The organism is Vibrio sp. 1F279, from assembly GCF_041439815.1.
In the GTDB taxonomy this organism is placed as follows: Bacteria; Pseudomonadota; Gammaproteobacteria; order Enterobacterales; family Vibrionaceae; genus Vibrio; species Vibrio tasmaniensis_A.
This window is the reverse complement of the sequence record NZ_JBGOOU010000053.1, coordinates 1-22,387: the sequence shown is the minus strand read 5'-3', so window position 1 is coordinate 22,387 and position 22,387 is coordinate 1. Positions and strand designations below refer to the sequence as shown.

General features: G+C 43.7%; 19 protein-coding genes and 1 pseudogene. 9 read left to right on the top strand and 11 right to left on the bottom strand.

Annotated elements, in window-relative coordinates; translation table 11 throughout:
- Positions 1-42: 42 nt before the first annotated feature.
- Complete coding sequence (locus tag ACED60_RS23715) at positions 43-1,209, bottom strand: DEAD/DEAH box helicase (protein WP_371728600.1); 1,167 nt, start codon at positions 1,207-1,209, stop codon at positions 43-45.
- Positions 1,203-1,733, bottom strand: coding sequence for a hypothetical protein (locus tag ACED60_RS23710; protein WP_017099226.1), 531 nt, complete (start codon positions 1,731-1,733; stop codon positions 1,203-1,205). Before ACED60_RS23710 ends, ACED60_RS23715 begins: the two co-directional genes overlap by 7 nt.
- A gap of 102 nt (positions 1,734-1,835) precedes the next feature.
- Between ACED60_RS23710 and ACED60_RS23705 the strand changes: the two genes are divergently transcribed.
- The gene (locus ACED60_RS23705) at positions 1,836-2,156 is read left to right on the top strand and encodes a helix-turn-helix domain-containing protein (protein WP_371728599.1); all 321 of its coding nucleotides are present in this window, start codon (positions 1,836-1,838) and stop codon (positions 2,154-2,156) included.
- Positions 2,157-2,181: 25 nt separating this feature from the next.
- On the opposite strand, the gene ACED60_RS23700 is transcribed toward ACED60_RS23705, so the two are convergent.
- The 6 genes from ACED60_RS23700 to ACED60_RS23675 form a co-directional block, all read right to left on the bottom strand.
- The gene (locus ACED60_RS23700; protein WP_017099228.1) at positions 2,182-2,640 is read right to left on the bottom strand and encodes a hypothetical protein; all 459 of its coding nucleotides are present in this window, start codon (positions 2,638-2,640) and stop codon (positions 2,182-2,184) included.
- Positions 2,637-4,682, bottom strand: coding sequence for a hypothetical protein (locus ACED60_RS23695; protein WP_371728598.1), 2,046 nt, complete (start codon positions 4,680-4,682; stop codon positions 2,637-2,639). Before ACED60_RS23695 ends, ACED60_RS23700 begins: the two co-directional genes overlap by 4 nt.
- Positions 4,682-6,427 carry a hypothetical protein gene (locus ACED60_RS23690; protein WP_017099230.1) on the bottom strand — a complete coding sequence of 582 codons (1,746 nt, stop codon included), beginning with the start codon at positions 6,425-6,427 and terminating at the stop codon, positions 4,682-4,684. The genes ACED60_RS23695 and ACED60_RS23690 overlap by 1 nt, the downstream gene beginning before the upstream one ends.
- Positions 6,420-7,745 (bottom strand): tyrosine-type recombinase/integrase, encoded by a 1,326-nt coding sequence (locus tag ACED60_RS23685; protein ID WP_371728597.1) that lies wholly within the window; start codon positions 7,743-7,745, stop codon positions 6,420-6,422. Before ACED60_RS23685 ends, ACED60_RS23690 begins: the two co-directional genes overlap by 8 nt.
- Positions 7,746-7,842: 97 nt before the next feature.
- Complete coding sequence (gorA, locus tag ACED60_RS23680; RefSeq protein ID WP_371728596.1) at positions 7,843-9,201, bottom strand: glutathione-disulfide reductase; 1,359 nt, start codon at positions 9,199-9,201, stop codon at positions 7,843-7,845.
- Between the two features lie 188 nt (positions 9,202-9,389).
- Positions 9,390-10,229, bottom strand: a complete 840-nt coding sequence (locus tag ACED60_RS23675) for a 23S rRNA (adenine(2030)-N(6))-methyltransferase RlmJ (protein WP_029224298.1) — start codon at positions 10,227-10,229, stop codon at positions 9,390-9,392.
- 279 nt (positions 10,230-10,508) lie between these two features.
- Between ACED60_RS23675 and prlC the strand changes: the two genes are divergently transcribed.
- Complete coding sequence (gene prlC, locus ACED60_RS23670) at positions 10,509-12,551, top strand: oligopeptidase A (RefSeq protein WP_060983258.1); 2,043 nt, start codon at positions 10,509-10,511, stop codon at positions 12,549-12,551.
- A gap of 68 nt (positions 12,552-12,619) precedes the next feature.
- Here prlC and asnC read toward each other — a convergent pair whose 3' ends face one another.
- Positions 12,620-13,084 (bottom strand): transcriptional regulator AsnC, encoded by a 465-nt coding sequence (gene asnC / locus ACED60_RS23665; RefSeq protein ID WP_009848066.1) that lies wholly within the window; start codon positions 13,082-13,084, stop codon positions 12,620-12,622.
- Positions 13,085-13,210: 126 nt separating this feature from the next.
- On the opposite strand from asnC, the gene ACED60_RS23660 reads away from it, so the two are divergent.
- The 3 genes from ACED60_RS23660 (at position 13,211) to ACED60_RS23650 (ending at position 17,950) form a co-directional block, all read left to right on the top strand.
- Entirely contained in the window at positions 13,211-16,318 is a 3,108-nt protein-coding gene (locus ACED60_RS23660; protein WP_371695172.1) for an EAL domain-containing protein, read from the top strand.
- A gap of 120 nt (positions 16,319-16,438) precedes the next feature.
- A complete protein-coding gene (locus ACED60_RS23655) occupies positions 16,439-17,218 on the top strand; it encodes a class I SAM-dependent methyltransferase (protein ID WP_065679634.1) in 780 nt (259 codons plus the stop codon).
- 141 nt (positions 17,219-17,359) lie between these two features.
- The gene (locus ACED60_RS23650; RefSeq protein WP_017103434.1) at positions 17,360-17,950 is read left to right on the top strand and encodes a hypothetical protein; all 591 of its coding nucleotides are present in this window, start codon (positions 17,360-17,362) and stop codon (positions 17,948-17,950) included.
- 145 nt (positions 17,951-18,095) lie between these two features.
- On the opposite strand, the gene ACED60_RS23645 is transcribed toward ACED60_RS23650, so the two are convergent.
- Positions 18,096-18,974: a carboxylate/amino acid/amine transporter gene (locus ACED60_RS23645; protein ID WP_017103435.1), complete on the bottom strand. Its 879-nt coding sequence runs from the start codon at positions 18,972-18,974 to the stop codon at positions 18,096-18,098.
- Between the two features lie 52 nt (positions 18,975-19,026).
- A complete protein-coding gene (gene uspA, locus ACED60_RS23640; protein ID WP_009848061.1) occupies positions 19,027-19,461 on the bottom strand; it encodes a universal stress protein UspA in 435 nt (144 codons plus the stop codon).
- Between the two features lie 189 nt (positions 19,462-19,650).
- On the opposite strand from uspA, the gene ftnA reads away from it, so the two are divergent.
- The 4 genes and pseudogenes from ftnA to ACED60_RS23620 all read left to right on the top strand — a co-directional run.
- A complete protein-coding gene (gene ftnA, locus ACED60_RS23635) occupies positions 19,651-20,178 on the top strand; it encodes a non-heme ferritin (protein ID WP_004735556.1) in 528 nt (175 codons plus the stop codon).
- Positions 20,179-20,246: 68 nt separating this feature from the next.
- Positions 20,247-20,570 carry a universal stress protein UspB gene (gene uspB, locus ACED60_RS23630; RefSeq protein ID WP_009848060.1) on the top strand — a complete coding sequence of 108 codons (324 nt, stop codon included), beginning with the start codon at positions 20,247-20,249 and terminating at the stop codon, positions 20,568-20,570.
- Between the two features lie 250 nt (positions 20,571-20,820).
- Positions 20,821-21,837 (top strand): annotated as a pseudogene (locus ACED60_RS23625) (NAD(P)/FAD-dependent oxidoreductase); the annotation flags it as partial.
- Between the two features lie 129 nt (positions 21,838-21,966).
- Positions 21,967-22,387: hypothetical protein (locus tag ACED60_RS23620; RefSeq protein WP_371728595.1), on the top strand; the 421-nt coding region annotated here is incomplete at its 3' end.

Below are 22,387 nucleotides of genomic sequence, written 5' to 3'. Positions count from 1 at the left end.
AATAAATGATAATTTTCAGGTGCTCAACTGCGCATCTTCAAGTTAACTGGGTATACATGACTCAGGAATGTCTTGTTCAACCCGCTCTGCAAACTCTATTAGGCTTTGCTCTGCAAAAGTGAATAACCACGCTTGCTGGTTCATAGAATCATTAACCCGAAGAATCCGTCCGAGTACCTGCCTAAAGTACAGCTCTGTTTTAACTGAACTCATGTGGCAACAAACTTGAAGGCGAGGAATATCAGTACCTTCACTGATCATTCCGACACTAACAATCCATTGAGTGTTGCCTCGACGGTAACGTTCAATTTTATCCAAAGGCTCTTCATGTCGGTAAGTCACGATTGAGACGGTTTGTGAGAACTTTTCACAGAGTATCTTTTTAATGGTTTGAGCGTGGTAAACAGACGAAGCAACAACTAATCCACCGGCACTAGGAGAGTGATTACGTATCTCTGCGAGCTTTTTACAAGCAAGGTCAATCAAGTACTCCATTGCATCTCGGTTGTTAATGACCGTTTGGTACGAGGTTTTAGTCTGCTTAATCATCTCAAGTATCGAGGAGAATGATTCAACTTTCTCATCGCTAGTCACCGACAAATGTTCATTATCAACCAATACGATTTTCGGGTTTCGACAGACATTATCAGCGATTGCCTGCTTTAATGTGTACTGGTAGTCAACCAACAGCTGCCCGTCAGGAGTGTTATATTCGGCCATCACGATAGGTAAAGAGTCCGAACGCCAAGGAGTGCCTGACATCGCCAAAGTATAGGTAGCTAACTCTTGAACTTTGGTTAACACTTGCTGGCCCCAAACATTCGCATTTTCAATATCTGAGCCTGAACAATGGTGTATCTCATCAAAGACGACGAACACTCGGTGATTACGAAGTGTCTTCCAAAATTCATCATTGAGAAATTGAATTGATTGGTATGTGAGTGACTGTCCAATAGAGCCTAGCCCACCATTAAAAGTACAATTTAGGGTCTGAGAAAAGGTTCTTTTTATACCATCAGAAACTGTTAATGATGGAGAAAAACATAATACAAGGTCGACCAAACCGTCTTTTAGCAACTTTGATGCGACAGTGGCGGCAAGTACGGTTTTTCCAGCCCCAGGGGTTGCTTGGCAGAAAAAGTGTTTTTGGTTTTTTCTATATTTCTGTAAGGCTTTTTCCGAGCACTCTAGTTGCCAATGTCTTAACACGGTTGGCAATCTTCTGAGAGGGTTTTAAGAACATTCGTCAATCCATTCACCTTTCCAAGTAGGTGTGCTGAACGCTCTTTTGCTTGCTGTAACAGTGGGGTTAACTTGCACTCAAGCTCAGGGAAGCGATACCTTAATGACTGGTATTCTTCAATTTCACCAAGCACGATCTCCAATTCACCTTTGTATTCATTACTCTCTCGAAATAACACGGAATAATCCGTTGTGCACTCTTTTATCGAAGTTGTATATGTGGCTTTTTTTCGAGGCGTAACTTGTAGCTCTCTAAATTGTTCGGTTTGAAAGTACTTTTTGTGTCTTCCTTCCCCTTCACTTCGCAACCACCCCTTTTGTTGATATTGCCATATTTGGCGATAAATCTTCTTCCGAGCTTCATCAAGGTTTTGTGTACCTTTTTCAACATTTAATGAAGCGTCCCTCGCTTCCACAACTGAAAAACCATCCATTCTCTTTTCAATCAACAACTTGTGCATTTCTGCACTGATTTTCGTAGAACGTTTCATGTATTGCTTACATCACTCAAATACTAAGGATTGCTTAGTATACAGAAATCAGTAAAACTAAGAAAATCTTAGTTATATAGAGCTTAGAGATATGAAGCATCAGTGTCGTTCAATAATCCGTTACCAAGACGCCTCAAAGAAGCGCGTAAAAAAGCAAACCTCTCTCAGAAGGCTTTGGGAGTTCGTATAGGTATGGATGAAGGTTCTGCTAGTCCAAGAATGAATCAGTATGAGAAAGGGAAGCATACACCGGATGCTCAAACCTTGAAGTTAATTGCTGGTGAGCTTGGAGTGCCATTGAGCTACTTTTTTTGTGAGGATGTTGATTCTGCAGAGCTTGTTTGCTTGATAGATAAGTTGAATGAGGCCGATAAGAAAAACCTTATCGACCATATTAAGAAAAAGCTTGATGGTATTGAGTAAGCTTTAGTATTCCTCAACTCAACGATTACTTAATCGAAACAACCTTGCTTCGCTTTAGTTGAACTAACTCTTCACGTAATTGGGAGTTTTTAAACTCCAAATCTTCTATATGAGCCAACGCTTGAACCAGCTTGTCGTTAAGGTGGTGCTGCGCAGCTGCAAACAGGGCTAACTTCTCTCGCTCCGCCTCGTACTTAGTTTTGTAGTTGTCCTTAATGCGCTTTTGTTCTTTGAGCTTGGTGCGAACAGTCTGGATCTCTGGTTGGACTATTTCACCTTTTCCTGCCGCAATCTCTGCTTTAGTTTGCTTCACTTTCTCAACAAACTCAGGGTAGTAATAGCCGCTGCCATTACCTAGGTTAGCTTCTTCCTCAACCGCTCTCACACTGAGCTTACGATGAGTAGGGATACGCTTAGGCTTGCCTTGTTTAATTCTTTCTAGGGCAGCCTCTAATGCTAGTCGTGTATTTTCGCTCTTACTCATAAATTCGCTACCTTCAAATCAGGTTCAAAAGGCGTGAAGGGCATATCAAAGTCAGCCATGACTTTCTCTGCGGCTCTTACTTGAGTGACATAGTGACTATGTTCACTTACTGAAATATCTTCGCCAGATTCCATGTAAGCAACTAGACTACGGTGCTTTTTTCGCCACCATTTAGCCTGTTGTTCGTCAATGATGCTACTACCAGAGCCACAGTCCACGCAGAATTGTGGGGTGACCACACCGTCCATATCGCAGTCATAACCAGATTTGCAATAGCTATGCATTGAACCATGCAGTGTCAACTTACCATCCTTTACGGCTTTATATATAACATCCCATGAGCTATAAATGGTCGGCACATCCCCTCGCATTTTCATGATCGCTTTGCCATAAGTGCCCGATAGTTTTTCATCTGAGTGCCATTGTTTAAAGATTTTATTTGCGGTGGTTTCTGCATTGATTTCATCGAGTGCCTTTTGCACTTGCTCATCTACTTTCAGATCCCGTAGGCTCGCCAGCTTCCCACCATTGGTGTACCACTCGGTCATCGCGAGGTATAAGTGCTTGAACTGTTGTTTTAGCGCTACTAATGTCCCTAGGCGGTTCTTAATGCAGTAAAAGGCCAAGGTGCGCCTGAACTGATGAGTTGTCATGTGCCATGGATTTCCAACAGTTACATCTTTTTTTACGCGGTTAAATGAGCGAGGGTTTGACTCAAGGCATTCTGCGAAATCCTTTTCAGTTACAATGAAATTGAATTGATTGCAAAAGCGCTGTAATCGGTGATTCCATCCTGTAATCAATGTAGGGGGCTTGGAGCGGTATGATTTATTTACCCAAATCGAGTCTTTGTATTTTTTATCTGGGTAAGTGATTTCTTTGCGCCATTCTTCAGTTAATGTGGTCATTAACTCTATTGCAGCTTTGGAAGATGAAGCTGTGACCCATGTTTCTCGCTTATTGCCTAACTTAAAAGTGTGAGATTGGAGCATGTGGAAATCACGTCCTTCAAAGGTATCCTTGTAATAGCTTCTAGGCGTTAATTTATCGATTTCGGAATCTCGCATACCGCTAAAACCACCACATACGATATAGCAAGCATTAGTTAGTTGACCCCAATAGCGTTTAAAATCTGTTCCATTGTTTAGTCTAAGACTTGGTACTTTAGCGGCTAATGGTTCGACAAGCTCTTTAACTTTGCATGGTTGTAACTCTTGAGCTGTGGAAATGTATTTTCGCTTATCGAAGCTACCATCCTCACCCATGAAGGAATAACGGCTCCCTTGCTTTATTTTTTCTTCAAGATTGCGCACCCCCTCGTCATAGTTATGCTGTAGAGACTTCTCAATATCTAATATTAATTGTCTATGTGGGTGAGCATCATTGACCAGTTCTATAGCTTTTCCATAAATGGCATTACATAAACGTTCAGGTATAACAAGAGTTTGCTGCGCTTCATTGAAACTTATCCGTCTTGCTTCTGTTTTTGACTTTATTGGATTGAGTCCAAGCTCAAGCTTGTGCCATGACTCATCATTTATAGCGGCATTTAATGCAACAAAAGTTGACTCGATAGTCCCTTGGGCATAGTTACCCTCTTGTAAAAAGTGCTCAAAATCACTCCAAACCATAGATAAAGAAAGACATTTTAGTGACTTATGGTTGTTCCTTTGTAAGAAACGATAAACCACTTTTATATTGTCAAATCGAGTTCGTACACTAGAAAACTTGAGTGCTTTTTTCTGCTTTGGACTTTTGTTAAATAGCCAGCCATAACTTAGCAGTTTTAGTTCCTGTTGTAGCTCAGGGATATTGTCAAACTCTTCTGTGTTTAGGTTGTTCCTGCTCTTTTTTCGCGAGAAAGGCAGGCAATCCCAATTGTTCTGGCCAAAGTTGGCGGTAACGTTTCCGTCTTTATCCTTGCAGATGATGATGGTATCTAGCTCTTCATATCTTTTCTCATGGTAGAGCGTTACTACATCAACATCCGTGACCTTATTTTGCTGTGGAAAGTCGGGTAAATAGAGTTTAGATGTATCCATTATCCTACCTCGACTGGTGATTTTGAAATTAAGCTTAAAACTGATTCGTTGTCGCTCCATGCAGGGTGCAAACCATCATCATCAAGTTTGGCTTCTGCCTTTCTCAATATCTGCTGATTTATGCTTGGTAGTATTTTTTGCTCGATAAACTTTACAATGTTTTCAAAGTTTTTTTTATAATGGCTGGCATCCAAGTGAAGGAACAGTGATTCTTCAATACAGGCTCTGAATGAGAGCAGGCACCAGACATCTGATACCGACTGAACAATCACTTGGTCTGGGCAACCAAAGCACCCTAGTAGGTCTGCACAGGCTAATCGCTCTCCCTCCTTTGCAAGCCCTTGTGCTTGAGCTTTCTTGGTGTACTTTTGGGACTTTTCACCGAATGGGGCAGCGCAGCTACCGCCATTAGAAGTTCGGCTTAAATTGGGAAGGTTAATCTTGTTTTCTTCCTCGATAACCAGTACCTCAATACTGAGGTTTTTCTGAGCCTGCTGTGTGTTGACCCTGCTCTTGACCTGCTCCTCCCGAATTGACATCGTATCTTGCATCATGCCGTTATTTGCCAGCTTATTTCCCTCGCTATAGTGACGCTTACGGATGTTGGGTGTGTTGTTAAGCATGAGGTTATTAACCATTTCACCTTGATGATATGACGTTAGTTGAGAGCCTGTTTCACGAAAGCGGCTTATGCTAGGGCGTAAGCGTCTTCCCATTTGATCTGTAAATGTGAAGTTTTTTTCGACCCAGAGTTTGAGAAATGCCTGTAGAGTTCTGCTCTTTAATGGTTGTATCTTTTTGGATGCAATCGTCTGAAGAAGAGTTGCTTGCTCGCTGGTACTTAATATTCGTGAAGCTTTCAGTAATTTGTCGAAAAAAGTCATGGCATACTTGGGGATCTCTAATTCATGCTCACCAATTTCAATTTGAATGGTTTTAAATGCGCGACGTTTGAAAGCTGGCATTGTGTACCAGACTTCACCAGTAAATATCGAAGCATTGTTTGGCTGTCTTAGTTGTAATAGAGTGCTTGTGTTGGCATAGGTGTAATAAGACAATAAGTAGGCGGCAGTACACATCATCTTAGATATACCTCCACAAAGTTGATATTTTTCACCTAGCCATTCAAAGGTCATAGTCGGTGTAACCTTTGACGCATGAATGTGCTTATCAGGGGCTTCAATAAACTGTGAATAGGTTTGATTGAAAAGACGCCTTAAGAAAGGGAGCAATTGATTTAAATCGCTACGTGTATAGCTCTCAAACGGTTCTCGATCGCTGTTGTCCATGATAATCACGTTATTAAAATAATAGTGTGGTAAATCAAGGTATCTAGTGAATAGGGAGACCATATTTGCTCGTCTAATTTTATATGAACTACGTTTTATTTCCCCCAACATGACACGAACTTGTATGTGCTCCATGTAGCCTTCTAATGAGTGTTGGCTAAAAGCTGCATAATTTTCTTTATCGCACCATCGAAGGTACTGTGATAATTCACTAAAAATCCCATATAGAGATTTATGGCTAGAACCTTCATCCATTTTTTCACTAAATCTGTCTTTTAATCTAAGAGCAAACTCTCTACGGTTAGCATTCTCGAATTGATGGCTCTGCTGTAGTTTGTGAGTTGGAGGAAAGCCTTTAAATAAAAGGCGGTTAAAGTCAGCTAAAGCGTTGTTGTACGCATTAAGATTAAAGCAAAGTTCTGGTTTCCAGTCAGAAAGGTAGGTAGGTTCAGTCATCGTTACCACCTAACGCATCGTGCATAATCGCATCAAGGATGCCATACTTCACTTTGAAAGCCTCTTTGCGTTTTAGAAAGCGTAAATACTTCCAAGTCGTACTTTCACCTTTATGCCCCATCCAACCCATCAGAAGCTCCATACAGTCGACAACGGGCAATTTAGCCTCTAGCAAAACATTGAGACGATAGGTGGCATAGGTGGCGCGTAAATCATGGAAGCGATGGGAAAATGATGGCTCTACCTGTTTTATTTCTGCCCTGAACTCAATCCATCGAGCTTCAATGGATTTACCCGTAGCAGGGTTGCCTTGTTGGCTAACAAAAAGTGGTTCGTGACGATCACAACGCTCTAGTGTTTCAATGGTCTTCTGGGTGAAGCTGACAGCATCACTGTGTAATTGTTCTATTTTCTCGTTAAGCCTAGTAACACGCTTAAGGCGTCGCTCTGAAATTCGATACTCATTCAACGACTGGATCAAATCCGATGAAATCTCGACAGTCCGTGTTTTCAAGAATTTGGTTTGTACGCCAGTAGAGCGGGGGCATAAAAGAATTTCAAAGCGATGTTGGCTTTCAGCAAGTGGCGTTGCAGTGTCCAGCGCATCTAACGTTAGGGTTGCTACTTCTTCAACCCGCATACCTGTATCAATTGCAAGCAAGGCCTGCAAGCGCAACTCTTCAGACGTTAGTGGAAGGTGTTGAGTTAAAATACTAAGCGTATCACGGCTTAGTGGAGATAGTGGCCTGATGTTTTTACTATCTGCATCCCTGGGCACTTTTATGCGTAAATCACTGGTTTCAACAATGAAAGTTGAAGATATGTGGGCAAGCATTCCACTGTTCTGAACAGAGACAAATTCCATTTTGAATGGGGCTTCTTTCTCATTTTTTACGCATAGATAACCATCATGCATTTGCCACTTATAGTAATTGACGATTTGGTTCATACGAACACTGGCAGTGCTGTGTGCAAGCGTGCCTTGTTTTATTTGCTTCAGCAGGTGTGAGCGGAACAGGTAAGTTGGTTTGAGCCGTTTGACTGGCGGGAATTTATCCCAACTCCCCCCTTTGTCCTCAAGAAATTGGTAGTAGGCACGCAAAGCCTGCGCGCAAGGGGATAAGTCCTCTGCTTTCTTTACGACCTTGAGATAAAACAGGTAGCTGTTGGCTTCGTGATTGAATACACCATCTTTCGAAAAGAGGGTTGGCAGCGAACCGATATTGTTATTGGAAGGGAGGCAATGGAATGTACCATTATCCAGTTTTTGTAGCTCAGTCTCTTTGAAAACATCGCTGGAGTGCACAAGGTATGTCATAAATCATCCTGAAAAATATCACTGTCCATGTATACAGTATGGACAGTGATTAACTATTTTCCAGATTTATTTACGTGTGTAAGATGCTTTTCCTACACTAACCCCTCATGGTAACGAATTCTTCGCTGCCCGTTGGGTGAATTGCCACAACAGAGTCGAAGTCTGCTTTGGTTGCGCCCATCTTCATTGCAACACCGAAGCCTTGAATCATTTCATCGACAGTGAAACCGATACCGTGTAGGCCAACTACAGTCTCTTCTTCGCCAGCACACACTAGCTTCATCTTACAAGGTTGACGGTGCTGAGTGACAGCAGTGTACATTGCAGTAAAACCAGACGTGTATACCTTGATGTTGTCTTTGCCGTATTGCTCTTCAGCTTCTTGAGTCGTTAGACCAATAGTGCCGATAGGTGGGTGGCTGAATACAACAGTAGGAACGAGCGTGTAGTCCATCTTTGCGTTTGTTTGACCGTTGAATAGACGCTCAGAAAGCTGACGACCGGCTTTAACAGCAACAGGTGTTAGTTCGATACCGCCTTCCATGATGTCGCCTACACAGTAGATACCAGGAACGTTGGTTGCTTGGAACTCGTCTACTTTGATGTAGCCACGGTCGTTGGTTGCAACACCCGTTGATGCTAGGTTGATAGCGTCAGTCGCTGGGTGGCGGCCGATAGCCCAAATTAGGTGGTCAACGTTTTGAGTGTTGCCGTTCTCTAGGTGCAGAGTCAGCGTGCCATCTGCTTCTTTCACTACTTCTTTAGGAACAGAGTGCGTGTGAAGTGTTGGACCTTCCGCTTCCATTACTTCAACCAGTGTTTCAACAATCATTGGGTCGAAGCTGCGAAGTGGTGACTCTTTACGACAGAACAGGTGTGTTTCTGTGCCAAGTGCACTTAGTACGCCTGCGATTTCTACTGCGATGTAGCCCGCGCCGATAACAGCAACACGTTTAGGTTGCTCCATCAGGTCGAAGAAACCGTTTGAGTCGATACCGTGCTCTGCGCCAGGGATGTTTGGAATGGTTGGACGACCACCTACTGCGATCAGGATGTGATCTGCAGTGTAGTGTTCACCGTTAACTTCAACGGTTTTTTCATCAATAAACTTAGCAAAGCCTTTGATTACGTTTATTTTGTTGTTACCAAGAACACGATCGTAAGATTGGTGGATACGACCAATGTACGCTTGGCGGTTTTCAACCAGTTTGCCCCAGTTGAAGCCTTTTACGTCAACGTCGAAGCCGTAGTCTTTTGAATATAGGTTGATCGCTTCAGCAACTTGAGCACCGTGCCACATAACCTTTTTAGGAACACAACCAACGTTTACACAAGTACCACCAAGGTCTTGAGCTTCGATAAGTGCAACTTTTGCACCGTGCATTGCTGCGCGGTTAGCTGATGCGATGCCGCCTGAACCGCCGCCGATACAGATGTAATCAAAATGAGTCGCCATTACTTTCTCCATTTATTGAAGGCTGTGGGTACAGTGAGCGCACTGAACACCTACGTCCTATAGATTCTTAAATTGTCTAATTATTATATTGAGGGCAGATCGGTTGAACTCAATCTCCCTGTTTAAAATTTATTCGTGTACGTCACAATCTGCTGAATATTCGTCAGAGCATGACGTTAAGTTCGAGATTACTCGGGTACGATCCACTCTACTTTGAAGTGACCGGTTGCCGGCGCAATTGCTTCCTTCAAGAATGGAAGAATCTCGTTCATTTGGCTTTCTAGCTTCCAAGGCGGGTTGATAACAATCATGCCTGATGCTGTCATGCCACGCTCATTGGTGTCTGGTGATACGCCAAGTTCGATTTGTAGAATCTTGTTGATGCCTAAGCCTTCAAGGCCTTCGATCATATCTTCGATATCACAGCGATTTACCACTGGGTACCAAATTGCGTAGATACCAGTTGCCCAGCGCTTATGGCTTTGAGCAATCGCAGTCACAACATCACGATACTCTTTTGCCAGCTCGTAAGGTGGATCGATAAGAACCAAACCACGACGTTCTTTAGGTGGCAGACTGCCTTTTAGGCGTTGGAAGCCATCTTCTTTGTAGATAGATACCTGACGATCGCGGTGGAACTCTTGCTCAAGCAGAGGGTGATCGGCTGGGTGAAGCTCAGTTAATACCATGCGGTCTTGGTCACGTAGGTGCGCACGTGCTACACGTGGTGAACCTGGGTAGAAACGCAGTTTTTCGCCATTGTTGAGTGCTGAGATAGACTCAAGGTAGCTTTGAATGTCTTCAGGAAGTTCTGTTTGTGCCCAGACGCGGGCAATACCTTGCTTGTATTCGCCCGTTTTTTCAGACCATTCATGCGTTAAGTCGTAACGACCTACACCAGAGTGAGTGTCATGGTAAACAAAAGGCTTATCCTTTTGTTTCAAAGAATTAAGAATAAGGCTCTGTACGATATGCTTTACTACGTCGGCATGGTTGCCCGCGTGGAAGCTGTGGCGATAACTTAACAAATTAAACTCTCGTAACACTCTCGAATTAGAGTGTGGTTAGTGTAGGTGGGGTTAGTTTGACTATTATAACCCCCAATGGACCATAAATTCTCGAACAATTCAGGAACAGTCGCTAGCAATATGCAGTTAGTTATTGGTTCTACTATTGAAATTTGCCTTCATGGGCACTATTTAATAACTATTCGCAGGTGATTTTTTAGGGTGCCCCTGAGCCTGATGACTGTAAGACGACCTCATTACAAAAAAGACGAAAGTCTCTAAAGCCAAAGGAATGTTTATATGTCTAATCCGCTATTAACCTTCACGGATTTACCTCCGTTTTCACAGATCAAACCTGAGCACGTTAAGCCAGCGGTTGAGCAAGTGATTGAAGAGTGTCGCAACAAGATAGAACAAGTACTTGAAGGTAATACTTCACCAAGCTGGGACAACCTCGTTGCTCCAATTGAAGAAGTGGATGATCGTTTAGGCCGTATTTGGTCACCTGTAAGCCATATGAATTCTGTGATGAACAGCGACGAACTGCGTGACGCTTATGAGAGCTGCCTGCCTGTACTTTCTGAGTACGGCACGTGGGTCGGCCAACACAAAGGTTTGTTCGAAGCGTATAAAGCGATCAAGGCGAGTGAGGCATTCTCGGCATTAGACCAAGCTCAACAGAAAACCATTACCGACGCACTGCGTGACTTTGAATTATCAGGCATTGGCTTACCCGCAGACGAGCAGCACCGCTACGGCGAGATCAGCAAGCGTCAGTCTGAGCTGGGTTCTCAATTCTCAAACAATGTGCTTGATGCAACCATGGGTTGGAGCAAGCAAGTTACAGACGTGGCTGAACTGGCTGGTATGCCTGAGTCGGCATTGGCAGCAGCACAAGCCGCGGCACAAGCTAAAGAGCAGGAAGGTTATCTACTGACTCTGGACATCCCTTCATATCTACCAGTGATGACGTACTGTGATAACCAAGAACTGCGTAAAGAACTGTACGAAGCCTACGTAACTCGCGCTTCAGATCGCGGTCCAAATGCTGGTAAGTGGGACAACACTGAGATCATCACTGAACAACTTAAGCTGCGTCACGAGATCGCACGCATGCTTGGCTTTAGCACTTACAGCGAAAAATCTCTGTCGACTAAGATGGCAGAAACGCCAGACCAAGTACTTGGTTTCCTTAACGACCTAGCAGTAAAAGCCAAACCACAAGGTGAGCGCGAAGTCGAAGAGCTACGCCAGTTTGCTGAGAAAGAGTTTGGTGTCTCTGAGCTAAACCTGTGGGACATCGCTTACTACAGCGAGAAACAAAAACAGAACTTGTTCGAGATCTCTGATGAAGAGCTTCGTCCATACTTCCCTGAGTCGAACGCAGTGTCTGGTTTGTTCGAAGTACTAAACCGTGTGTTTGGTATGTCTGTGACTGAGCGTGAAGGTGTGGATACATGGCATGATTCAGTGCGCTTCTTTGACATCTTTGATGCGACAGGCACATTGCGCGGTAGCTTCTACCTAGATCTATACGCACGCGAACACAAACGTGGCGGTGCTTGGATGGATGACTGTCGCGGTCGTCGCATTACTCAATCTGGTGAGCTACAGACGCCTGTTGCTTACCTAACGTGTAACTTCAACAAGCCAGTTGGTGACAAACCAGCACTGTTTACTCACGATGAAGTGGTCACTTTGTTCCACGAATTTGGCCACGGTATCCACCACATGCTAACGCAAGTTGAAGCGGGCGCAGTTGCGGGTATCAACGGTGTGCCTTGGGATGCCGTTGAGCTACCAAGTCAGTTCCTAGAAAACTGGTGTTGGGAAGAGGAGGCGTTGTCGTTCATCTCTGGTCATTTCGAAACTGGTGAAGCGTTACCGAAAGAGATGCTAGAGAAGATGCTAGCGGCGAAAAACTTCCAATCTGCGATGTTTATCCTGCGTCAGCTAGAGCTTGGCCTGTTCGATTTCACGCTACACACTGAATACGATCCAGAAGTCGGTGCTCGCGTACTAGAAACACTAGCCGACGTGAAGTCTAAGGTATCGGTACTGCCAAGTCTTGATTGGAACCGCTTCTCGCACAGCTTTGGTCACATCTTTGCTGGTGGCTACAGTGCAGGCTATTACAGCTACCTGTGGGCTGAAGTATTGTCTGCAGATGCGTTCTCTGCATTTGAAGAAGAGGGTATCTTCAACACTGAAACGGGTAATCGTTTCTTGAATAACATCCTTGAAATGGGTGGCAGCGAAGAGCCAATGGAGCTGTTCAAACGCTTCCGTGGTCGTGAGCCACAAATCGACGCGATGCTGCGTCATGCGGGTATCAGCGCTTAATATTGTGCTAGTCAGAATGTGAAAAGAGCCTCCTTGTGAGGCTCTTTTTGTATCGATTTATCAAACGATTATGGATTTACATTGCGGTTGATAGGGTTCTGCAATGAAATCAGTGTCTCAGTCGATTGAACCTCGTCAATCGCCTGCAATTTATCGATCAGTACGAACTGCAACTCTTCGATCGATTTACACATCAGCTTTACGAAAATGTTGTAGGCGCCAGTGGTGTAGTAAGCCTCAACAACTTCATCTAAGGCATTCAGTTTTGCAATGGCTGAGTGGTAGTCGCGAGCTGCGTTAAGGTTGATACCAATAAAACAACACACGTCGTAACCAAGCTTCTTGGTGTTTACCACAACCTCGGTTCGCTCAATAATGTCGGCCGATCTCATCTTTTCGATACGAACGTGAATCGTCGCAGGGCTGACATCGAATTTCTTTGCCATTTCAGCATAAGGCGTGCGCGCATCTTCCATTAAGGTTTTGAGAATGGCACGGTCTAGATCATCCAGACGAGCTGTAGTTGTGGACATGCATAATCCTTAGGGTGAATAAAAAACATACCGACTTTAGTACACATCATAGCCAAGGGTGATAATATTAGCAGCAACTATAGTGTTAGGGTGAATTCAGTGCGATTTTCGTTGTTTTTGATTGTTATGTGTTGGAGTGCTTTTGTTTCAGCTCAAACAAAAGATGTGTTGGTTATTCACTCTTATCATCAGGGTTTTTTCTGGACTGATGATTTCCACAAAGGATTATCAGAAGAACTGGACCGTGATCGACTATCGTATCGAGTTGTTTATTTGGATAGTAAACGAACTCAAAACCCAGAATACTTAGAGCGCGTTTATCAGCTTTATCACACCAAGTTGATGCATGAAGAATTTGCTGCGGTTGTGGTCAGTGACAATAACGCCCTTAATTTAATGAAGCGCCTTGCGCCCGATCTCAAAGATACGCCAGTAATCTTTGGTGGCATCAACAATTTCTCCCCTGAAATGATTGAAGGTTTGAACGCGACGGGCATTACTGAAGATATTGATTTATTGGGTAATATTGAGCTAATTAAGCGCCTTCAAACAAACGTAAAGAAGATATACATTGTTACTGACCATTCAGTAACAGGTGAGGCTATCCGCTCACAAATTGATCGTTCTATTGAGGCTCACCCCAACTTTTCCGATTTGCTGGAGCACTATGTGCCTGACTCTTACCAAGAGTTAATTGCGTTTTCTCAGCGAACCGATCTAGATCAGAGCTTACTCTTTTGGGCATATTATCGCGATGCTAAAGGTAACGTGAGTAGCGTTGAAGACTGGCGACAATTGAACATTAAAACCCAAATGCCACTGTATATGGTGCACGATTTGGGGTTGGGTTTTGGGGCGATAGGCGGTGTTATTCAAAGTGGTGAAACGCAAGGTCGAGATACGGGACGTGTTTTACTAAAGGTATTAGCAAACCCAAATGAACCTCTGCCTTTAGTCGCACCTGGCGCATCGGAAATTAAACTCGACTACCAACAGATGTCACGCTGGGGGCTGGGAACTGAGAATGAGGCTTCAATTACTTTTCTCAATAAGCCTCAGTCATTCTTGGTGCGTTATCACGATGAAATTCGAACAATAGGTTTGCTGTTTCTGGTTATGTCGTGTGTTATTGCGACCTTGGTTTACTACCTCAACCGCCTCAAGAAAAGTGAGCGTGCTAGCCGACAAAGCCAGCTGTTACTGGAGTCGATATTCGATCAAAGTCTACAGTACATGGGTATTCTTGATAAAGGCGGTGTACTGCTGTCGAGCAACAGTAAGCTGCATGAGCTTCTTTATAATCAAGGTTATAAATTAGGAACACCTCTCCAAGAATATTGGGAGGATGCCGCTGGCGAAGCGCTGAAGGAGTATTTTGCAGAAAGGGATGATTATCCAACCCTACGATTTGAGGCGGAGGTATGGTGCCGTGATCGTGGTGGAATGGTGCTAGATATCTCTTTAAAGCCGATGCCGAGCAGTGAAGAGGACACCATTCAGTTCTTATTTGAAGCTCGTGATGTTACCTCACGAAAGCTTGCTGAGAACAAATTATTCCAACGTGAAGCGAATCTCAAACTGTATTACGACAAGCAGCCGGTGATGATGATTACACTGGATGTCAATAATCGCATTCAGCAAGTGAACCAGTTTGCTGAAGAATTACTAGGTTATCCACTTGATCTGCTTTTGGGGCATCGCCCTAGAGAATTTTATGTGGATGAGAACGCGATGATTCCTCGTCATATCTTGTTGCAACCACAGCACAAAATTCGCGGCGTGTGGCGTCGTGATATCGAGTATCGTCATGCGGACGGTAGAACGATCTGGATTCGTGAAAATATTCGTCCATTGGTCGACTCGGGTCAGCTGTTGATTGTGGGAGAGGATATTACTGAAACCCGCGAACTTTCTGAAAAGTTAGAATACCAAGCGCGTTATGACCTGCTTACAGACACTTTCAACCGCAACCACTTTGAGCAAGAGCTACAAAAGGCGCTGAAAGAGGTCGAGAGTCATATGAGAACTCATGCGATGTTGTTCTTAGATTTGGACCAATTGAAAGTATTGAACGATACTGCTGGGCATGAAGCGGGTGATGCCGCGATCTTATTTAGCGCTAATCTGATAGAAGATGTGCTTCCTTACAATGCTGTGTTAGCTCGGATGGGGGGAGATGAGTTTGCGGTATTAATCAAAGACTGTACTGAGCGAGATGCTGTCAATGTCTGTCACAGTATTATATCGATGATGAGTGAGAATCCATTCTTATGGGGTGATATTCACCTCAATCTTACTTGTTCTATCGGAATTCGATTGATTGACCATACTGCCGCTTCATCACAAATGGTGCATGCACAGGCGGATGCCGCTTGCCATGCCGCTAAAGAGGAAGGGCGAAATCGTTATCACCTTTATCATCTAGATGATGAAGATCTGCGCCGTCGCCATTTAGAAATGGAATGCGTTAACTTGGTACACGAAGCCTTAGCCAATGATCGCTTGGAGTTATTTGCCCAACGTATTCTTGGTCTAGAGGAAAATAGCAACAAAATGCACTTTGAGATACTGGTGCGGATCAAGAACGTCCAAGGTGAGTACATTTCACCGGGGATCTTCATGCCAGCTTCCGAGCGCTATAACATCGCGCATTTGATTGATCGCCAAGTCGTCAGTCAGACGTTGAATTGGTTGGAGCAACGCCCACATCTAGTTGATGATTTAGGGATGTGTTCGATAAACCTTTCTGGTCACTCGATGGGTAACCGAGAGTTTGTTGAATTCTTGATTGAAAGTTTGGCGAACTCATCAGTGCCTTGCCATAAGATTTGTTTAGAGATCACTGAAACGGCCGCCATGAGTAATATGAAGCAGGCAATCAACTTCTTTACTCGAATTAAAGAGCTCGGCTGTTTGATTGCGCTGGATGATTTTGGTTCAGGCTTGTCGTCATTCGGATATCTGAAGGCATTACCTGTTGATATTGTGAAAATTGATGGCCTGTTTGTGCGTGATATTGATGTTAACGAGATGGACTATGTGATGGTTCGTTCGATCAATGATTTAGCGAAGCAGATGGGCAAGCACACGGTAGCTGAGTTTGTTGAAAATACTCAGGTTCTCGATAAGTTGATTGAACTCGGTGTTAACTACGCTCAGGGCTATGTTATTGGCCGACCGAAGCCACTGGCCGAGCTTGTTGAAGAGTTAAGGCAAGAACGAGAGATAGAGTAATTGGTTTAGGTAAGCCGACCGAGCTGTGAATACTTTTCACCGCTAATATGTATTGTTGAGGCAATCAGGTAAACTGGTTGCCTCTTTTGTTTTGAATACTACTGTCTGTTGGAGACGACCTTGCAACTACAACTGATTTGCGAAGATGCTACCCAAATCGATCATCTAAATGACTTAGCGACCCGTTGGAATTTATCTCATGATGAAAACAGCGATTTTGCTTTGGTACTGACTTGCGAGCGACTTGAGCTACGTAAAGTCGATGAGCCTAAGCTTGGCGCTATTTTTGTTGATTTAGTGGGAGGCGCAGTCGGTCACAGACGTAAGTTTGGTGGTGGTAAAGGTCAGGCAATTGCTAAAGCGGCAGGTTTAAACAAAGGTGCAACGCCAACTATCCTCGATGGTACCGCTGGTCTAGGACGTGATGCGTTTGTGTTGGCGTCGTTGGGCTGTAAAGTGCAGATGGTAGAGCGACATCCAGTTGTGGCTGCATTATTGGATGACGGCCTGCAGAGAGCAAAAAAAGACCCAGATATCGGCGGTTGGGTTAGCGAACGTATGAAGTTGATTCACGCTTCAAGTCACGATGCGCTGGATAAACTTAGCAACGACCCTAACTTCGAACAGCCTGATGTGGTGTACCTCGATCCTATGTACCCACACCCAGAGAACAAGAAGAAGTCGGCTTTGGTTAAGAAAGAGATGCGAGTATTCCAATCTTTGGTTGGCGCCGATCTGGATGCCGATGGCTTGTTTGAGCCTGCGATGAAGTTGGCAACTAAGCGCGTTGTGGTCAAAAGACCGGATTACGCAGCATGGTTAGACGAGCAAAAACCGAGCATGGCAATCGAAACTAAAAAGAACCGTTTTGATGTGTATGTGAAAGCATCAATGACTTAATTGAAGCATCAATAACTTAGAGACACGCTAAGAAAATTTCCCGTCATAAATACGATAAATCACCATTTAACACTTGCGATAGTCGCGTTACGGATGTATATCTAACTAAGAATCATTATTATTCTTAGCTGGAGTTGTAGCATGGCTAAACGCTTTTGTAAGTTAAACCGTCGAGATATCACTGAACACCTAGGAGAGATCCACAGCTTGGTTACTGAACCTAAATTTGTGTGTCGTTCTTGTGCGCGTTCTTCGGCGGATCAAGCGAACCTATGCAAACCAACCGCAATTCCACCTCTTGGCTGTCAAAATAAACCCGTTGAAGAAAAAGCCGCATGCGGCCTACTAGCGGAAACATTACCTGCACCAGAGTTATCGCTTGCGGAAATCAGCGAGACAATTGAGCCGAGCGTACAAATGTTCGATCCAGCCGCTGCTGATATTGCCCCTAATGTTGTAGATAAAAATGCATCACAGAAAAAAGCCAAACTGAAAAAACGAATCGCTAATGCGAGTGGTGATGAAAAAGCCGACCTCAAGCGAGCGAAGAAAGCGGCTAAGAAACAAGAGAAGTACAACAAAAAGCTCGCGAAGATGATTAAGAAGCAGCAAAAGCTGTTTAAGAAAAGTCAAAAACTGGAAAGTAACCTTGAACGTATCAACCTACAACTTGATGACGTCGCTTTCACTGAAACCAAGACTCAGGTAGTGAGCCATAGTCACATTCACTGAAACTGGTACGGATAACTTATTGCTACAACGATGATTTAAAAAGAGCGACCTAAGGTCGCTCTTTTGCTTTTTGGGGTTATCAGAGCTAACTCATTTAGCTCTGCTCACTTAGCTTAGTTTAGTTCACTTAGCTCAGTTAAAGCGGTTAGGCGTTGCTTGTGGATCTCGCAACACGCTTTTTCACCCATGTCTCGTTGACGAATAGAGAGAACAAGATAACCGCGCCGCCAATGGCCAATCGAATCAAGTCGACGTCTCTGTTCCAAATAAGGATGTTCACTACAAGGCCGGCTGGAACTAAGGCGTTGTTCATTACAGCCAGTGCACCAGCATTCACCATGCATGCACCTTTATTCCACATAAAGTAACCTAGCCCCGAAGCAATCAAGCCAAGATAAATCAGGATGCCCCATTGAAGAGTGGTTGTTGGCAGCTTCTCAGGGTTACCTAAGAGTATGAAAGCAACCGAAGCGACGCATAACGCACCCAAATAGAAGTAACCAAATACTGTGCGCTGAGGTAACTCTGTCGATTCCTTCTCCATCACTACTTTGTAAGCAACTTGGCCGATAGCAAAGCACAGGTTTGCACCTTGGACTACGAGGAAACCGACTAAAAAGTTTTCGTTGATACCCGCGAATTTAATGAATACAGCGCCCAATACAGCAATCGCCGCTGTCACTAAATACCACGGAGAGAATTGTCCTTTGAGGAAGTCATAAATAAGCGTGACGTAAATTGGGGTAAAAACGGTAAACAGAAGGACTTCAGGAACGGATAGCAGCAAGAAAGACTGGTAATAGAAGCAGTACATCAGCCCAAGCTGGATACCACCAATCGCCATCAACTTAGCGATCAGCTTACGCGAGATACCTCGAAACTTCAGGAAAGGAAGAAATACAATGCCAGCAAGGGCAACACGCATTAATACAGAGAACCAAGAATCAACCTGACCAGCAAGGTACACGCCGATCAGGCTAAAAGAGAAGGCCCATAAGAGGGTAACACTAGCTAAATAGCTCATATAAAAACTTCGTTAATAAGATATGAGCTGTATGTTACCTAACCTTAATTCATTAGTCTTCTGAATCTCTTAGAGGCACGACCAGCATATCAACCGGCGAGGCATTGATCAGTTGTCGTGTTGAAGAGAGCAATTTGCTCCAGAAGTCTTGATGGTGCCCACAAACCACTAAATCAACATTGAATTCATTGATGGTGTCACACAGTTCATGACTCAGGTCGCCGCTGCCCACTAAGGTGTGGGTAATAGGGTATTGAGCGTGTTCTGCAAAATTTTGTAGCTGAACTCGAGATGCTTCCATCGCGTTGTGCTGGGTTTCTGCCATGTTGATATCAATAAGGCCGGTATAGAGCTCTGCATAATTAATATCGATATGGATAAAAGAGACTTTGGCTTCCAATGGCTTAGCCAATGCTACCGCTTTATCCACAAGTAATTTGCTGTCATCTGATAAATCGACTGCGACCAAAATATGTTTGTAACTCATATCGCTACCTCTTCTATTCATTGCCTAACTAAAGACTAGCACTATGCAATGCCTTTTTTTGCTGAAGTGATCTCATATCCACTGTCTTGCGTAATGTTTGCTCGAAATATTGGTTAACTAATGGCCTGCGAGATATTCATAAAATAGTGATATAGTAGAGAAAACTGAAGATGTAATTAGGAGTCTTAAATGCTATCAAAAACTATGGTAGAGCAACTGAACGATCAAATTAATCTAGAATTTTTCTCATCCAACCTATACTTACAAATGAGTGCTTGGTGTGAAGACAAAGGATTTGAAGGTGCAGCAGAGTTTCTGCGTGTTCATGCAGTAGAAGAAATGGAACACATGCAGCGTCTTTTTACTTACGTAAGTGAGACAGGTGCAATGCCAATTTTAGGTGCGATTGAAGCGCCAAAACATGAATTTGATAGCCTTGGGGCTGTGTTCCGTGAAACTTACGAACATGAGCAAATGATTACTCAAAAGATCAACAAACTGGCTCACGTTGCTTTCAGCACACAAGATTACTCAACCTTTAACTTCCTGCAATGGTACGTTGCAGAGCAACACGAAGAAGAGAAGTTGTTTAAAGGTGTATTGGATAAGCTAGAGCTTGTTGGTGAAGACGGTAAAGCATTGTTCTTTATTGATAAAGACTTAGCGCAATTGGCAAAAGATGGTTCATCTTCAATTATGGAAGCTCCTGCCGTATAGGTAGTACGAGAAAGACACTGATTATCTTTTTCTTTTGAGTTTTCTTATGAAGATGTAAGGAGGAAAGGATGATCAGCGGCGACACTATTCTATTTGCACTAATGGTTGTGACTTGTGTGAACTGGGCGCGTTACTTTACTGCGCTAAGAACACTCATTTATATTATGCGAGAAGCACACCCTCTACTATATCAACAAGTAGATGGAGGCGGTTTTTTCACAACCCATGGCAATATGACCAAACAGGTTCGCCTGTTTAGTTACATCAAAAGCAAAGAGTATCACCACCATCACGACGAAGTTTTTACGTCGAAGTGCGATCGTGTAAGGCAGTTATTCATACTCTCTTCTGCTCTGTTAGGTGTAACCTTGCTGTCTTCTTTCATCGTCTAAGTCATTTAGTACGATTGAAGTAGAGCTTAGATTTTTGGTGTAAAGCTTCGGTTGTTGGTTCGCCAAGCCAAACAGTGGCTTGCTGCTGTCTGCAAATTGTACAATTGAACATCAATTGCAAAGTTTAAAATTGCCGCTAAAATAGCGAGCAATTAGTAAGGATGTGCTGTTTATGCACATCCTTTTTTATTGATGGCATTTCGAGAACAGGGCGTACTCGGGCTGCACAAGTGAAGAAAAGCAGAACCACATGAGTGAAAAATTTGATGTAATCGTAATTGGTGCGGGTGCCGCTGGCTTAATGTGTGCTGCGGAAGCGGGCAAACGCGGCCGACGAGTGCTGGTGGTTGATCATGCAAAGAAACCGGGCAGAAAAATTTTAATCTCAGGTGGCGGTCGTTGTAACTTTACTAACTATGATGTTTCAGCCAACAATTTCCTGTGTAACAACCCTCACTTCGTGAAGTCAGCTTTATCTCAATACACCAACTGGGATTTTATCTCGATGGTGAGCAAGTACGGCATTGAGTTCGAAGAGCGCGATCACGGTCAGTTGTTCTGTGTGAATGACCACACAGCAAAAGACATCGTGAGCATGCTGCTTGACGAGTGTAAGCAAGCGAAAGTCGAACAACGCTACCGTTGTGATGTTCACTCCATCGAAAAAACAGACGCTGGCTTCAAGATGCACCTCAATACCGACGAAGTTGAGTGTGACTCACTCGTTGTAGCGACAGGCGGTTTGTCTATGCCTAAGCTAGGCGCAACGCCATTTGGCTATAAGATTGCAGAGCAGTTTGGTTTGTCTGTAATGCCGACTACAGCGGGCTTAGTGCCATTCACTCTGCACAAAGAAGATAAAGAAGCTTTCGCTGAGCTTTCTGGTATCGCAATTCCTGCTGAGATCACAGCGCAAGACGGCACTTTATTTAAAGAAGCGTTGCTGTTTACGCACCGCGGCTTATCTGGTCCTTCGGTACTGCAAATCTCTTCATTCTGGAAAGCGGGTCAATCGGTTTCTATCAACCTAGTACCTGAAGTAGACCTTGCCGAGTTGCTTGAAAATTCTCGCGAGAAACACCCAAATCAGAGTCTGAAAAACACATTGGCGAAAGCATTACCAAAGCGTTTTGTGGAAGTGCTGATTGACCGTAAAGAGCTTGAAGACAAGCCGCTTAAACAGTTCAACGAAAAGCAGCTTAGTGGCATCGTTGAGCACCTAGAGAACTGGAAAATTGCACCAAATGGCACGGAAGGTTATCGAACGGTAATATTCCTAACGCACTAGGTTGTCAAAATCGGAGTTAATACTTAATTTAAGCATTTGTTCTATAATGATATTGCTTGATTTTAAAGTGTTTATTTTTGATTAAAATAATGACAACTAGGTGGATTCATGAAATATCATGTCCAAAACGGTAAACCAGGTTTTAACTATACTTGCGATCGTGGAATTGAGCGATTCATTGAGCTTTCAACTTATCACCTTCAGCTTAAAGATAGAGATGTCTTATCTGAGCTAATGATTCTTTATTGCCAAGGCAAGAGATCTGCATCTTATGTGTCTTGGATTACACGTATCAACAGTACACTCTATGCAACATTCGAATATATATGCATAGACTGCCTACCAACTAACGCGACAGAATGGCGCGAATTAGTGAAGCAAGCGTATGCTAAAACACTAGTCTCCCCAAACAACAAGGCGTTATCTACTCGTGTTGATGAGTGGAATAAAAACCTCAAACCTTTCTTAGTGTTCTGTATCCGCCCCATGAACCCACGGGGCGACTTGTCAGTGTTTGAAGTTCCAAGGT